Annotated in this window: 14 protein-coding genes and 1 pseudogene; 5 read left to right on the top strand and 10 right to left on the bottom strand. The window is 73.0% G+C overall.

Annotated features, from left to right (window positions below):
* Window positions 1–335 precede the first annotated feature (335 nt).
* A complete protein-coding gene (locus tag IE98_RS0135845) occupies window positions 336–977 on the top strand; it encodes a TetR family transcriptional regulator (protein ID WP_030276091.1) in 642 nt (213 codons plus the stop codon).
* Between the two features lie 189 nt (window positions 978–1166).
* On the opposite strand, the gene IE98_RS0135840 is transcribed toward IE98_RS0135845, so the two are convergent.
* From IE98_RS0135840 to IE98_RS0135815, 6 genes are all read right to left on the bottom strand, one after another.
* Window positions 1167–2111: a beta-ketoacyl-ACP synthase III gene (locus tag IE98_RS0135840; protein WP_030276089.1), complete on the bottom strand. Its 945-nt coding sequence runs from the start codon at window positions 2109–2111 to the stop codon at window positions 1167–1169.
* A 105-nt stretch (window positions 2112–2216) separates the two neighbouring features.
* Window positions 2217–3152, bottom strand: coding sequence for a hypothetical protein (locus IE98_RS0135835; RefSeq protein WP_030276087.1), 936 nt, complete (start codon window positions 3150–3152; stop codon window positions 2217–2219).
* 235 nt (window positions 3153–3387) lie between these two features.
* Window positions 3388–4551 (bottom strand): aminofutalosine synthase MqnE, encoded by a 1164-nt coding sequence (mqnE, locus tag IE98_RS0135830; RefSeq protein WP_030276085.1) that lies wholly within the window; start codon window positions 4549–4551, stop codon window positions 3388–3390.
* Window positions 4552–4699: 148 nt separating this feature from the next.
* The gene (locus tag IE98_RS0135825) at window positions 4700–5662 is read right to left on the bottom strand and encodes a threonine ammonia-lyase (RefSeq protein ID WP_030276083.1); all 963 of its coding nucleotides are present in this window, start codon (window positions 5660–5662) and stop codon (window positions 4700–4702) included.
* 27 nt (window positions 5663–5689) lie between these two features.
* Window positions 5690–6151, bottom strand: coding sequence for an Lrp/AsnC family transcriptional regulator (locus IE98_RS0135820; RefSeq protein ID WP_030276081.1), 462 nt, complete (start codon window positions 6149–6151; stop codon window positions 5690–5692).
* A gap of 119 nt (window positions 6152–6270) precedes the next feature.
* Window positions 6271–6912, bottom strand: coding sequence for a UbiX family flavin prenyltransferase (locus tag IE98_RS0135815; RefSeq protein ID WP_030276080.1), 642 nt, complete (start codon window positions 6910–6912; stop codon window positions 6271–6273).
* An 89-nt stretch (window positions 6913–7001) separates the two neighbouring features.
* Here IE98_RS0135815 and IE98_RS0135810 point away from each other — a divergent pair, with 89 nt between their 5' ends.
* Both IE98_RS0135810 and IE98_RS0135805 read left to right on the top strand, forming a co-directional pair.
* On the top strand, window positions 7002–7742 hold the full coding sequence (locus IE98_RS0135810) for a cyclase family protein (protein WP_030276079.1): 741 nt from the start codon (window positions 7002–7004) through the stop codon (window positions 7740–7742).
* 53 nt (window positions 7743–7795) lie between these two features.
* Window positions 7796–8512: an MOSC domain-containing protein gene (locus tag IE98_RS0135805; RefSeq protein WP_030276077.1), complete on the top strand. Its 717-nt coding sequence runs from the start codon at window positions 7796–7798 to the stop codon at window positions 8510–8512.
* A gap of 28 nt (window positions 8513–8540) precedes the next feature.
* Here the strand turns inward: IE98_RS0135805 and IE98_RS0135800 are convergent, their stop codons facing one another.
* The 4 genes from IE98_RS0135800 to IE98_RS0135785 form a co-directional block, all read right to left on the bottom strand.
* The gene (locus IE98_RS0135800) at window positions 8541–9473 is read right to left on the bottom strand and encodes a glycoside hydrolase domain-containing protein (RefSeq protein WP_234443805.1); all 933 of its coding nucleotides are present in this window, start codon (window positions 9471–9473) and stop codon (window positions 8541–8543) included.
* Between the two features lie 77 nt (window positions 9474–9550).
* Complete coding sequence (locus IE98_RS0135795; protein WP_030276075.1) at window positions 9551–9937, bottom strand: VOC family protein; 387 nt, start codon at window positions 9935–9937, stop codon at window positions 9551–9553.
* 237 nt (window positions 9938–10174) lie between these two features.
* Window positions 10175–11074 (bottom strand): menaquinone biosynthesis prenyltransferase MqnP, encoded by a 900-nt coding sequence (gene mqnP, locus IE98_RS0135790; protein ID WP_030276074.1) that lies wholly within the window; start codon window positions 11072–11074, stop codon window positions 10175–10177.
* Window positions 11071–12528: a menaquinone biosynthesis decarboxylase gene (locus tag IE98_RS0135785; protein ID WP_030276073.1), complete on the bottom strand. Its 1458-nt coding sequence runs from the start codon at window positions 12526–12528 to the stop codon at window positions 11071–11073. The genes mqnP and IE98_RS0135785 overlap by 4 nt, the downstream gene beginning before the upstream one ends.
* Window positions 12529–12606: 78 nt before the next feature.
* On the opposite strand from IE98_RS0135785, the gene IE98_RS0135780 reads away from it, so the two are divergent.
* Window positions 12607–13020, top strand: a complete 414-nt coding sequence (locus IE98_RS0135780; RefSeq protein WP_030276072.1) for a PLD nuclease N-terminal domain-containing protein — start codon at window positions 12607–12609, stop codon at window positions 13018–13020.
* Between the two features lie 386 nt (window positions 13021–13406).
* Window positions 13407–13592: pseudogene (locus IE98_RS43625) on the top strand (methylmalonyl-CoA carboxyltransferase); the annotation flags it as partial.

The following is a 13592-nucleotide window of genomic DNA, read 5'->3' as shown; positions in this document are numbered from 1 at the left end:
CCCGCCCGCGCCGCGCGGGCAGGCCGTTCCGGACGGGCCGCGTCCGCTCCGGACGTGCGCCCCGGCGGCGCCCCGGGCCGCCCCGGAACGACCCGGCGCGACCGCGCGGGGCCCGGACGCGCCCTCCGAGGGGTCCGTCCGACCGCCCCGGCGATCACTGCCTGTCATCCGACCACCCCTCAGCAGACCGGCCGTCACGCTGTGGGGTCATCAGTGCACGGGGGGGCTACAACGGGAGCGCTGAATATCCGTCCGGGCGCTCCATTACCACCACGAGCGGCCTAATTGTCGCATCACCGAATCGCGCCAAGATCGTGCCACGGTAAGCTGACGGCATGACAGGACAAGTTCGCACCGTCGACGGTCGCGTCGCCGGGCGACGCGGACAGGAGACGCGGCAGAAGCTGCTCGACTGCCTCCGCGAGATGCTCAGCACGTCGCCTTACCGGGACGTCAAGGTCATCGACGTCGCCCGTATGGCGGGTACCTCCCCCGCGACCTTCTACCAGTACTTCCCGGATGTCGAGGGCGCCGTCCTCGAGATCGCAGAGGAAATGGCCGAGGACAGCGGCGGGCTCAAAGAGCTCGTCGAAGGAAAGTCCTGGGCGGGAAAGACCGGTGCCGCCACTTCGGAAGAACTGGTGGACGGTTTCCTCGCCTTCTGGCGCAAGAACGATGCCATTCTTCGAGTGGTCACTCTCGGTGCTGCCGAGGGGGACAAACGGTTCTTCAAGATCCGGATGAAGGTGCTCAACTCGGTGGTCTCCCCGCTCACCGAGGCCGTCCGGACGAACCAGGGGAAGACCGACAAGACGATCGACCCGGCCGCCGTGGCGGGCTCGCTCGTCTCCCTGCTCGCCTCCGCGGCGGAGCACCAGAAGGCCTTCACCTCCTGGGGCGTGAAGGTGAAGGACCTCAAGCCCAACCTGGCCCTGCAGGTCTACATGGGCGTCGCCGGCAAGAAGCCGCCCAAGTAGCGCCGTACCACCACCGTCCACTTCGCACGTGCGCCCCGGCCTCCTGTCCGGGGCGTGGCGGGCGGCGGCCGTGTCCTCGGGGGAGGTTCGCCGACGCACCGTGACGTGCCCGAGCAGCAGTGGGGCGCCGGAATCCGAGGATTCCGGCGCCCCACTGCTGTGTCCACGTACCGGTGCGCGCCCGGCGCACTACGGGCAGCGCACCACCTGGCCGGCGTAGGCCAGGCCGCCGCCGAAGCCGAACAGCAGCACCGGGTCGCCCGAGCGCAGTTCGCCGCGCTCCACGAGCTTGCTGAGGGCGAGCGGGATCGAGGCGGCGGAGGTGTTGCCGGAGTCCACCACGTCGCGGGCGATCACCGCGTCCGGGGCCGCGCCGAGCTTGCCGGCGATGGCGTCGATGATCCGCAGGTTGGCCTGGTGCGCGACGAAGCCGCGGAGCTCCGACGGGTCCAGCCCGGCCTTGAGGCAGGTCTCCCGGGCGAGCGGGGCGATCCGGGTGGTGGCCCAGCGGAACACCGCCTGGCCCTGCTGGCTGATGGTCGGGTCCCAGCCGGTGATGACCACCGCGTCGCCCTTCGCGGGCTCCGAGCCCCACACCACCGGGCCGATGCCGGCCTGCTCGTCGGGGACGGCCTCCACCACTGCGGCACCGGCGCCGTCGCCGAAGATCACGCAGGTGGACCGGTCCGTCCAGTCGATGGTGTCGGACATCCGCTCCGCGCCGATCACCAGGGCGCGGGTGGCGGCACCGGCCCGCAGCGCGTGGTCCGCGGTGGCCAGCGCGTAGGAGAAGCCGGAGCAGACGGTGTTGATGTCGTACGCCGCCGGGGCGGTGATGCCGAGCCGGGCGGCGACCGCGGCGGCGGTGTTGGGGCTGCGCTCGACCGCGGTGCAGGTGGCGACCACCACGAGGTCGACCTCGTGGGCCTGGCGCCCGCTCGCGGCGAGCGCCTTCTGCGCGGCCTCGGCGGCGAGGTCGACGAGGGTCTCGTCGACCGCGATGTGCCTGGTGCGGATGCCCACCCTGGAGCGGATCCACTCGTCGTCGGTGTCGACCAGCTTCGCCAGGTCGTCGTTGGTGAGGACCTTGGGCGGCTGGTAGTGGCCGAGCGCCACGATGCGGGAGGCGGTCATACATCAACTCAACCGGGTTACCGGCCAGTCTCCCGGTGACGCACCGGAACAGTATCCGGGGAGTTTGGCTGTAGAAGGGTGACAAATCCCCGCAAACGACAGGGGTCAGGTAGCCAGTGCCGCGGCGTCGCCCATCGCGATGACGGGGTGGGCGGCCGGGTCGAGGGCCCGGATCAGCTCGATCATGTTCGCCTCGGGCAGCGAGACGCAGGCGTGGGTGGGGCCGCCGTGGTCGACGTGCAGCCAGACGCCGCCGCCCTTCGCCTTGCCCTCGGGCGACGCGGTGTCCAGCGGGGAGCGGCCGGCCACCCGGTTGTAGTTGATCGCCACCACGTAGTCGAAGGAGCCGGCCAGCGGCTCGCCGTTGAAGCCCTTGCCGCCGACCACGAAGTTCGCGTCCTTGTCGTACGGCAGCTTGCTGCCCGGGTCGGCCTTGCGGCCGCCGGCGTCGGTGAGGTCGAAGACGCCGATCGGGCTGTGCAGGTCGCCGGCCCGCTTCTCCGCGGACCAGCCCTTGTAGCCGTTGTGCGCGGCCCACGCCTGGCCGGGCCGCCAGCGGTTGTCGGGGGTGCGCGTCCAGAGCGTGACGACGGTGTCCGCGGAGTCCTTGTCCTTGCCGGAGGCGACCACGACCTGCTTCGTCTCGGCCGGGATCTTGGCGAGGAAGGACGCGCCGAGGCCGGGGATGACCGCGACGGTGCCGTCGGTGCGGTCGGAGCGGTTCGCGGCCGCCGGGTCCTGGGTGTGGCCGCCGGCCGACAGCGGCGCGATGTCGGCGTGCGTCGTGTCGGCCTCGGGACGCTCGGGCGCCCCGGCACTCGTGAACGACGGGATCGCCCGGCCCTGCCCGACGGTGAACCAGCCCGCGGCCGCGGCCAGCAGCACGGCCGTGCCGCCCATCAGGGTCTTGCCGCCGCGGCGCTTCGGCTTGGCCTTCCGCCGGTGTCCGCGCGGCCGTGGCGCCTGACCGTCCGCACTGCCGCGGGGACCCGGCACGTCGGCCGGGAGGTGGTGGCTGGTGCTGCGATGGGAACCGGACATGGGGACGATCCTCCCAAAGTCCCGGGCCAGGACGAAACCCGGGGCGTGTGGTGAGCCTGTGAGCATACGCGGTCCGCGGGACGGCGTTGGCGAAGCTGCGCCGATCGGACAAACCCCGCAGGGGTGTTGCCGGGGCCGGGGCGTACGGGCCCGGACACGCGCCGGGGCCCGTCGGCCTGGTGCCGACGGGCCCCGGTGCGGCGGCGCGGAACCGGCCGCGGCAGCTGGCGGGACGTCAGAGGCGCATGGCCTGCGGGGTCTCCCGGCGGGTCAGGTCCGGGCCCTCGTACTCGCGGATGATCTCGTACCGGGTGTTCCGCTCGACGGGGCGGAAGCCCGCGTCACGGATCAGTTCGAGCAGGTCGTCACGGCCCAGCTTGTTCGGCGTGCCGAAGTTGTCCGCGTCGTGGGTGATCTTGTACTCGACGACCGAGCCGTCCATGTCGTCGGCGCCGTGGCTGAGCGCCAGCTGCGCGGTGGTGACGCCGTGCATCACCCAGAACACCTTGACGTGCTGGACGTTGTCGAAGAGCAGCCGGGAGACCGCGAAGGTCTTCAGCGCCTCGGCGCCGGTGGCCATCTCGGTGCGGTCCATCAGCCGGTTGCGGACGACGCCGTCCTTGGAGTCGTGGAAGTCGTGCTGGTAGCGCAGCGGGATGAAGACCTGGAAGCCGCCGGTCTCGTCCTGCAGCTCGCGCAGCCGCAGCACGTGGTCGACCCGGTGCCGGGGCTCCTCGATGTGGCCGTACAGCATGGTGCACGGGGTCTTGAGGCCCTTCTCGTGCGCCAGGCGGTGGATCCGCGACCAGTCCTCCCAATGGGTGGCGTGGTCCACGATGTGCTGACGGACCTCCCAGTCGAAGATCTCCGCGCCGCCGCCGGTGAGCGACTCCAGGCCGGCGTCGATCAGTTCGTCGAGGATCTCGCTCGCCGTCAGGCCGCTGATCTTCTCGAACCAGTGGATCTCGGTGGCGGTGAAGGCCTTCAGCGAGACGTTCGGCAGGGCGGCCTTCAGCTCGCGCAGCGAGCGCGGGTAGTAGCGCCAGGGCAGCGTGGGGTGCAGGCCGTTGACGATGTGCAGCTCGGTGAGGGACTCGACCTCCATGGCCTTGGCCAGGCGGACGGCCTCCTCGATGCGCATGGTGTACGCGTCCTTCTCGCCCGGCTTGCGCTGGAAGGAGCAGTAGGCGCAGGAGGCGCTGCACACGTTGGTCATGTTGAGGTGGCGGTTGACGTTGAAGTGGACGACGTCGCCGTTCTTCCGCGTCCGCACGTGGTGGGCGAGGCCGCCCAGCCAGGCCAGGTCGTCGCTCTCGTAGAGCGCGATGCCGTCCTCGCGGGTCAGCCGCTCTCCCGCGTAGACCTTCGCCTCCAGCTCGCGCTTCAGCCCTGCGTCCATGCGGTGACCCCGCCTCTCGTACCTGCCGAAACAATGCCGGAACCGAGCCTACGCCTCGGTATGCGGGGCCCGGCCACAGGGGCGCGGGAAGCCCGCGGCGCGGCGGCGAGCACTTCAGGGGCGCACGTACGTGGTTGCGGAGAGTCCCCTAGCGGGCGAGCAGCTCGCCGAGGAGGGCGGGGTCGAGGTTGCCGCCGCTGACCACGGCTGCGGCGACCCGGCCGCCGACCTCGGAGGCGCGGTGGAACCAGGCGGCGGGGGCGACCGCGCCGGACGGCTCGGCGACCAGCCGGCCGCGGCGCGCCAGCAGGGCGACCGTGTCGCGGATCTCGTCCTCGGTGACGGTGACGATGTCGTCCACGTACGCCTGCAGGTGCTGGAACGGCAGCTTGCCGACCGAGGGGGTGCGCAGCCCGTCGGCGACGGTGCGGTAGGTGTCGGCGACCGGCCACGCGAGGTGTTCGCCGGCCCGCAGGCTGGCCTGCGCGTCGGCGGCGAGTTCGGGCTCGACGCCGACGATCCGCACGCCGGGGCAGGCTAGCTTGAGCGCGGCGGCGGTGCCGGAGATCAGGCCGCCGCCGCTGACCGGCACCAGGACGGTGTCCAGCTCGTCGGGGGCGTCCTCGGCGATCTCCAGGCCGACGGTGCCCTGGCCGGCGATGATGTGGCGGTCGTCGTACGGGGGCACCCAGACGTAGCCGTGCTGCTCGACCAGTTCGGCGGGCAGGGTGTCGCGCTCGTGCGGCGGGACGAGCACGACCTCGGCGCCGAAGCCGCGGGTGTTCTCGACCTTGACCGCCGGGGAGGTGTCCGGCATCACGATGACGGCCTTGATGCCGAGCAGGCCGGCGGCGTAGGCGACCGCCTGGGCGTGGTTGCCGCTGGACTGCGCGACGACGCCGCGGGCGCGCTCCTCGTCGGTGAGCGCGGCGAGCCGGTTGTAGGCGCCGCGGATCTTGAACGCACCGGTCGGCTGGAGGCTCTCCGGCTTGAGCCAGAGCCGGCGTTCGCCGTCCGCCGCCCACGGGCAGGGCAGCAGGGGGGTGCGTACGGCCACCCCGGCGATCCGCTGCTGCGCGGCGCGCAGCTCCTCCAGTCCGACCAGCGTCATCGTGTCACTCCTCCGTCGTCCGCGGGGTCACTCGCCGGAGCCCAGCGGCAGGTCGCTGACCCGGCTCTCCCACTTGGTGGACAGTACGACGGTTGTACGGGTGCGGGCCACGCCCTTGGTGCCGGAGATCCGCTTGACGGCCGATTCCAGCCCCTCCACGTCCGGGACGCGCACCTTGAGCATGTACGAGTCGTCGCCGGCGATGAACCAGCAGTCCTCGACCTCGGAGAGGTCCTTGAGGCGGTGGGCGACGTCCTCGTGGTCGGCGGCGTCGGTGAGCTGAAGGCCGATCAGGGCGGTCACCCCGAAGCCCAGCGACGCCGGGTTGACGGTGGCGCGGTAGCCGGTGATCACCCCGGCCTGCTCCAGCCGGTTGATGCGGTCGGTGACGCTCGGACCCGACAGGCCGACCAGTCGGCCGAGCTCCGCGTACGAGGCGCGGCCGTTCTCCCGCAGTGCCTGGATGAGCTGTCTGTCCACTGTGTCCATATACCTGCCAGCGCCCTTCCGAACCTCACCGGACCCGAGATCGTTATCCGGATTCGAAGGCGGCGTGCGCCGATCAACCCGGATATCGCAATGAACATACTCTCCCGATCCGCACGGTCTCACTCTGCCTTGGCCGCAGCGCCCAGTTCGCCCTCCCAGCGACGGTAGAGCGTGTGCGGCACGCCGACCGCGTCGAGCACCCGGCCGGCCACGAAGTCGACCAGCTCGCGGGCGGTGGAGCCGCCCGCGTAGAAGCCCGGGGAGGCGGGCAGCACCACCGCGCCCTGCGCGTCCAGCTCGACCAGGTGCTTCAACGTCACCCCATTGAGCGGTGTCTCGCGCAGGCAGACCACCAGCGGGCGGCGCTCCTTCAGGGTGACGGCGGCGGCCCGCTGGAGCAGGTCCTTGCTGAGGCCGAGCGCGATGCCGGCGACCGCGCCGGTGGTCGCCGGGACGACCAGCATGCCCTTGGCCGGGTAGGAGCCGGAGGACGGTCCGGCCGCGAAGTCCCCGGCCGACCAGTGGCGGACGCCGTCGAGGACGTCGGTGCCGATCCAGCGGGCGAGGTCCTCGCGCCAGTGGGCGTCCCGGTAGGCGATGCCGGTCTCGTCCAGGATGGTCAGCCGGGCGGCGCGGGAGACCACCAGGTCGACCGCCTCGCCGGCGGCGAGGAGCGCCCGGATCACCGACGCCGCGTACGGCGTCCCGGACGCGCCGGACACCCCGACCACCCACGGCCTGCGCACCTGCGAATCGTTCATGGTCCGACCCTAGGCCGTGGGTCCGCGGGGACGGGGCAGTGGCCCGGGAGCGCTGCGCCGGGCGGGCCGGGCGGGGCAGGATGGACGGCATGGCGCCGACGCTGATCGACCTCACCCATCCGCTCACCACGGGCATGCCGGTCTATCCGGGCGACCCGGAGGTGGAGCTGCGGCCCGCGCTCACCACCGACACCGCCGGGGTCAACGTGCTGGCGCTGCACCTGGGTTCGCAGGCGGGCACGCACGTCGACGCCCCGTACCACGTGGACGTCACCTGGCCGACGCTGGACGGGCTGCCGCTGGAGCTGTTCACCGGCCCGGCGGTGGTCGCGGACCTGCGCGGGCTGGCCCCGCGGAGCGCGGTGACGGCGGATCGGCTCGCCCCCGCGCTGGCGGAGTGCGTGCCGGGCTCGGTGCTGCTGCTGGCCACCGGCTGGCCGCGGCACTGGGGCAGCGAGCTGTACCTGGCGCACCCGTACCTGTCCCGGGAGGCCGCGGAGGCGATCGTGGCGGCGGGGGTGCGCACCGTCGGGGTGGACGCGCTGTCGGTGGACCCGACGCCGGAGCAGGGCCCGGCCGATCCGGCGGTGGCGGCGCTGCTCGCGGAGCTGGCGGACGAGCACGACCCGGCCGGCCAGGGGCCGTCGCTGGCGGCGCACCGGGTGCTGCTGGGCCGGGCCGGCGGCGGGGTGATCGCCGAGAACCTGACCGACCTGACCCCGCTGCTGGCGGCCCGGGAGGCGGGTGCCCCGGTGGAGGTGTCGCTGTTCCCGCTGCGGCTGGCGGCGGCGGACGGGGCGCCCGTCCGGGCGGTGGCGCGGGTGGGCTGACGGTCCGCCAATAGGTCTAGACCACGATCGGGAGGGCCGGATAGGCTCCCGCCATGGCAGAGATCTCCGGTGTCGTGGAGCGCATCTGGCGCTACCCGGTGAAGTCCACCGGCGGCGAACTCCTCGACGCCGTCGAGGTGGACGGGCGCGGCCTGGCCGGCGACCGGCTCTACGCGGTGCGGGACGGCTCCGGCAGGTTCGGCTCCGGCAAGAACACCCGCCGCTTCCGGCGGATGGACGGTCTGCTGCGGCTCGCCTCCCGGCTCGGCCACCGGATCGACGGCCCGGAACTGCTCGACCCGCTCGGCAGCCCGGTCGAGGACCCGGACGCCTTCCTCCGCGCCTACCTGGAGCGCGAGGACGTCTCGCTGGCCCGCGAGGACGCCGTCTCGCACTTCGACCAGCTGCCCGTCTCCGTGCTCACCACCGCCACCCTGGACTGGGTGCGCGCCGAGGTCCCGGACGCCGTGGTCGACGAGCGGCGCTTCCGCCCCAACGTGCTGCTGCGCACCCCGCCCGGCAGCCCGCCGTTCACCGAGGACGGCTGGTTCGGCCGCGAGGGCCGGTTCGGCGACGGCGTCCGGCTGGCCTTCGTCCGCGCGAGCGAGCGGTGCGCGATGGTCGGCGCGCCGCAGCCCGGGCTGCCGCACGCACCGGAGATCCTCCGCGCGGTCGCCCGGGGCCACGACAACCGGCTGGACGCCCTGGCCACGGTGACCGCCCCCGGCCGGCTGCGGGTCGGCGACCCGCTGGTCCTCACCGCCGGGTAGCCCGGCCGTACGCCGTGGGCGGCACGCCTCAGCCGACGACCGCGACCGGGGCGTCCCAGGCGTTGCGGTCGACGGTCAGGGTGACGCCGCCGTAGGTCTCCCGCCGGTCGACCCGGTACTGGTGGCCGCGGCGGTGGCCGGTGAAGAGGCCGGCCGCGAACGGGAAGCTCGCCGTGGTGTCCTCGGCGCCGTCGTACTTCGCGTACCAGAGCGCCGTCGGCAGGTCCGGGGTCCCGTCCGCCCCCGCCTGGGCGATGACCGCGGCGCCGGAGGCGGCGAAGCCGTAGAAGCCCGGCCGGTAGCCGCGGGACGTCACCGCGCGGTCGAAGGACCGGGTGTACGCCAGGACGGCCGCCGCGCACGCGGTGTCGGCGGCGTCGTAGGCCTCCACGTCCAGGTAGAGGGTGCTGCCGGGCTCCATCCCGAGCGCCCCGGCCGCGGCCACGGCGTCGGCCCCGTCCTCGGCCCCGAGGCCCACCGCCGTCCCCGCGGTGAGTCTCTCCGCCCTGCCGCCCGCCCGGCACGGCGGCTGCGCGCCGACGTACAGCGGGATCAGCCGCCAGCCGGAGGCCGACACCGCGGCCACCCAGGAGGGGGTCAGCTGCGGCTGGGCGCAGCCGCGGTTCCTGCCGCCGATGTAGACGGCCGCCGCGCCGTACGGCGAGGTGCCGCGCCAGGCCCTCATCGCCGACAGCGCGGGTGCGGTGCAGGTGTCGAAGGCGAGGCCGGTGAAGACCGATCGATCGCCCGTGCCACCGCTGGCGGCAGCGGTCGGTGGCGGGGCGGAAGCGGTGCCGGCCGCCGGGCTCTCGGCCGCCGGCGGGGCCGCGGCTGCCGGGACCGTCCGGTCGTCCGGTCCGAAGACCTCGGCCCGGGTGGTCACCACCGCGACGGACAGCACGGCCGCGGCCACGACGACCAGCACGGCGGTACGGCGGCGCGGGGATCGGTCCTTCGGCACGCGGGCCCCTCCGGGACGGACGGCAGGTGGCACGAACTCCTATCACCCGCAGCCGCCGGGCCCGGCACCGGCCCGGGTCAGGCCGCGGCGCCGCCGCCCGGGCCGACCAGGCAGAACGGGTGGCCCGCCGGGTCCACGTACACCCGCCAGCCGGACTCGGCGGCCTTGCGCACCGCGCCGAGCGCCACCACCTTCTCCTCCGCCGCGTCGAGGTCCTCGACGTCGATGTCCAGGTGCAGCTGCTGCGGGTGGGCCGGGTCCGGCCACATCGGCGGGCGGTAGTCGTCGACCCGCTGGAAGCCCAGCACCATGCCGTCCGGGGTGTGCACGGTCGACCACTCGGCGTCGAGCGACCAGCGGGGGTCGGGACGGTCGATCTCGCCGCCGAGCACCGCCGCGTAGAAGTGGGCCAGTCCCGCCGGGTAGTGGCAGTCCAGGACGACGCACTGCAGCTTGCCGATCATCGGTGACCACTCCTCGGGGTAGCGGCGGCTCTGCCGTCCTTCCATGATCCCCCGGCCCCGCCCGCGGCGCCCGGAGCACGCGGCGCGCGGCGGCGCTCCCGCCCTGCGGCGGTGCCGCACCCGCGGGTCGCGGGCAGCGGCCGACGGTCCGTCAGGCGGCGGGATCGGCGTGTCCCGGCCCACCGCCCGGGACGCCCCTGCCCGTCCGGCGGAGCGGCAGGGGCCCGGGTGCGACTGTCAGACGGTCAGGCCCCGGAGGACGAGGTCGACCAGGGCGAAGGCGAAGAGCGAGATGCCGACGAAGCCGTTGGTGGTGAAGAAGGCCCGGTTGAGCCGGGAGAGGTCGCCGGGCTTGACGATGCTGTGCTCGTAGAGGAAGGCGCCGACGACCACCGCGAGGCCGACCCAGAAGGCGGGGCCGGCGTCGGTGAGGACGGCGTACCAGGCGAGCAGGCCGACGGTGACGGCGTGGCAGGCGCGGGCGCCGTACAGCGCGGCCGGGATCCCGAAGCGGGCCGGCACCGAGCGGACGCCCTCCGCCCGGTCCGCGGCGACGTCCTGGCATCCGAAGATCAGGTCGAAGCCGCCGATCCAGACGCCCACGGCGAGGCCGAGCACCACGGCGTCCCAGGACCAGGTGCCGGTGACGGCCAGCCAGGCGCCGATCGGGCCGGCGGCCTGGGCGAGGCCGAGGATGGCGTGCGGGAAGTCGGTGAACCGCTTGCCGTACGGGTAGACGACCATCGGCACCACGGCGACCGGGGCGAGCGCCAGGCAGAGCGGGTTGAGGAGGGCGGCGGCGCCGAGGAAGACGATCAGGGCGACGGCGGAGCCGATGTACGCGGTGCGCAGCGACACCGCGCCGGTGACGAGTTCGCGGCCGGCCGTCCGCGGGTTCCGGGCGTCGATCTCGCGGTCGATGATCCGGTTGGCGGCCATCGCGAAGGTCCGCAGGCCGACCATGCAGACGGTGACGACGAACAGCTCGCCCCAGTGCACCCGGCCGTCGGCGAGGAACATCGCGGAGAGCGCGGCGATGTACGCGAAGGGCAGCGCGAACACCGAGTGCTCGATCATGACCAGCCGCAGGAAGGCCTTGACCTTGCCGGGCGGGACCTCGAAGGCGGCCGTGGTCACAGTCCGTACTCCTTCCAGCGCTTGGTGACGAGGGCGGCGGTCTCCGGGTCGGAGGCCACCATCTCGGGCCAGCCGCCGTCGCGGGTGTACCCCTCCTCGGGCAGCTTGCGGGTGGCGTCGATGCCGGCCTTGCCGCCCCAGAACTGCTGGTAGGAGGCGTGGTCGAGGTGGTCGACCGGGCCCTCCACGACGGTCAGGTCGCGGCTGTAGTCGACGTTGCCGAGCGCCCGCCAGGCGACCTCCTGGTAGTCGTGCACGTCGCAGTCGGCGTCCACCACGACGATCAGCTTGGTGAGCGACATCATGTGGGCGCCCCAGATGGCGTGCATGACCTTCTGGGCGTGCTTGGGGTACTTCTTGTCGATCGAGACGATCACGCAGTTGTGGAAGCCGCCGGCCTCGGGCAGGTCGTAGTCGACGATGTCCGGGATGATGATCTTCAACAGCGGCAGGAAGAAGCGCTCGGTGAACTTGCCGAGCGGCCCGTCCTCGGTCGGCGGCCGGCCGACCACGATGGACTGCAGCAGCGGGCGGCGGCGCATGGTGACGCAGTCGATGGTGAGCGCCGGGAAGGGCTCCTGCGGCGTGTAGAAGCCGGTGTGGTCGCCGAACGGGCCCTCGGGCAGCATCTCGCCGGGCTCCAGCCAGCCCTCCAGCACCACCTCGGCGTCGGCGGGCACCTGCAGCGGGACGGTCTTGCAGTCGACCATCTTCACCCGCTCGCCCTGCACGAAGCCGGCGAAGAGGTACTCGTCGATGTCGCCGGGCAGCGGTGCGGTCGCCGCGTAGGTGACGGCGGGCGGGCAGCCGAAGGCGATCGCGACCGGCAGCCGCTCGCCGCGCTTGGCGGCCACGGCGGCGTGGTTGCGGCTGTCCTTGTGGATCTGCCAGTGCATGCCGATGGTGCGCCGGTCGTGCCGCTGCAGGCGGTAGAGGCCGAGGTTGCGGACGCCGGTGTCGGGGTCCTTGGTGTGTGTCAGGCCGAGGTTGAAGAAGGAGCCGCCGTCCAGCGGCCAGGTGAAGAGGGCGGGCAGCTGCTCCAGGTCGACGTCGTCGCCGGTGACGACGACCTCGTGCACGGGCGCGTCGCCGGTCTTCACGTTCTTCGGCGGCACGTGGGCCATCGAGGCGAGCTTGCCGAAGGCGTCCCGGAAGCCGGTGAAGCCCTGCGGAAGCTCGGGCCGGAGCAGGCCGGCGATCTTCTCCGAGATGTCGTCGGGGGACTTCAGGCCGAGCGCCTTGGCGAGCCGCCGCTCGGTGCCGAAGACGTTCATCGCCAGCGGCATGGCGGCGCCCTTGACGTTCTCGAAGAGCAGGGCCGGGCCCTTGGCCTTCTGCACCCGGTCGACGATCTCCCCGATCTCCAGGTACGGGTCCACTTCGGTCTTGATCCGCTTGAGGTCGCCCTCGCGCTCCAGGGCGCGGAGGAAGGAGCGGAGATCGTCGTATGCCATGCCTGTCAGTATCCGACACCGGCTAACCTGGCCCCGCCAAGAGGGGCCCTGTTCGCCGTTCCGGGGGAGACCGACGCCGTGTTGAGAGTTCTGCCGCCGCTGCTCGTGCTCGCGCTGTGGGTGTGGGCGTTCATCGACTGCCTGACCACGCCGGAGGAGGACGTGCGGTACCTCCCCAAGGTCGCCTGGGTGATCATCGTGCTGCTCTTCCCGCTGGTCGGGTCGATCGCCTGGCTGGTGGCGGGGCGCAACCGCGCGCGCTCCCGCGGCCGTGCCGCGGCCTGGCCCGCCGGTCCCACCGCGGGCTTCCCCGAGTACGAGCGGCCCGCCGCGCGCTTCGTCGCCCCGGACGACAACCCGGAGTTCCTGGCCTCGTTGAAGAAGGACAACGAGCGCCACGAGGACATGCTCAAGCAGTGGGAGTCCGACCTTCGCCGGCGCGAGGAGGAACTGCGCCGAAAGGACGAGCCGGGCGACGGTCCGCGCGGCTGATCCCGATTTGGCGCTTCCCTACCATCCGGAAGCCCGCCGGCGGCCGCGCGCCGCAGGAACAGCACACCCCGGCCCGCCGTGCGGGCCGGGGGTGTGCTGTCCGTGTGCCTGCCCCGCCACCCGTCCTGACCTGGACGATCGAAGGTCCGACCACCCCCTGTGACGGCCGTCGCGGGTGCCCCTGCCGCACCCCCGCGAACGGCCGCCGGAGTGCGGCCCACTGTGCGCCCTGCACAGCTTCTGGGGCCCGACCTTGTACGGAATCGACGCCGAGCGGCGGCGGCCCTCCCTCGTAGTGTCGTAGGTGAAGAAGTGTTCGCCGGAGCAGCAGCCGCGTACGCAGGCCGCCTGCCGGGACAGTTCCCTCACACTTGGAGTGGTTCGAGATGACGGTTCTGCACGATGCGCCGGTCGGCGAAGAGATCCCCGCGATCCCGGCCGACGCGCGCGGGCGGGTGGCCGAGCTGCACGAGCTCCGGGAGCAGGTCCGGCGTGGTCCGAGCGAGAAGGCCACCGAGGCCCAGCACGCGAAGGGCAAGCTGACCGCCCGCGAGCGGATCGACCTGCTGCTG

Origin of the sequence: Streptomyces sp. NRRL B-24484, from assembly GCF_000717715.1 — a bacterium.
GTDB lineage: Bacteria > Actinomycetota > Actinomycetes > Streptomycetales > Streptomycetaceae > Kitasatospora.
This window is presented reverse-complemented; position numbering and strand designations above follow the sequence as displayed.

Bases quoted from the DNA above. Each gene is read 5' to 3' on its own strand.
- IE98_RS0135845 (WP_030276091.1), top strand. From the start codon at position 336: ATGACAGGACAAGTTCGCACCGTCGACGGTCGCGTCGCCGGGCGACGC.
- IE98_RS0135840 (WP_030276089.1), bottom strand. From the start codon at position 2,111: ATGACCGCCTCCCGCATCGTGGCGCTCGGCCACTACCAGCCGCCCAAG.
- IE98_RS0135835 (WP_030276087.1), bottom strand. From the start codon at position 3,152: ATGTCCGGTTCCCATCGCAGCACCAGCCACCACCTCCCGGCCGACGTG.
- mqnE (WP_030276085.1), bottom strand. From the start codon at position 4,551: ATGGACGCAGGGCTGAAGCGCGAGCTGGAGGCGAAGGTCTACGCGGGA.
- IE98_RS0135825 (WP_030276083.1), bottom strand. From the start codon at position 5,662: ATGACGCTGGTCGGACTGGAGGAGCTGCGCGCCGCGCAGCAGCGGATC.
- IE98_RS0135820 (WP_030276081.1), bottom strand. From the start codon at position 6,151: ATGGACACAGTGGACAGACAGCTCATCCAGGCACTGCGGGAGAACGGC.
- IE98_RS0135815 (WP_030276080.1), bottom strand. From the start codon at position 6,912: ATGAACGATTCGCAGGTGCGCAGGCCGTGGGTGGTCGGGGTGTCCGGC.
- IE98_RS0135810 (WP_030276079.1), top strand. From the start codon at position 7,002: ATGGCGCCGACGCTGATCGACCTCACCCATCCGCTCACCACGGGCATG.
- IE98_RS0135805 (WP_030276077.1), top strand. From the start codon at position 7,796: ATGGCAGAGATCTCCGGTGTCGTGGAGCGCATCTGGCGCTACCCGGTG.
- IE98_RS0135795 (WP_030276075.1), bottom strand. From the start codon at position 9,937: ATGATCGGCAAGCTGCAGTGCGTCGTCCTGGACTGCCACTACCCGGCG.
- IE98_RS0135785 (WP_030276073.1), bottom strand. From the start codon at position 12,528: ATGGCATACGACGATCTCCGCTCCTTCCTCCGCGCCCTGGAGCGCGAG.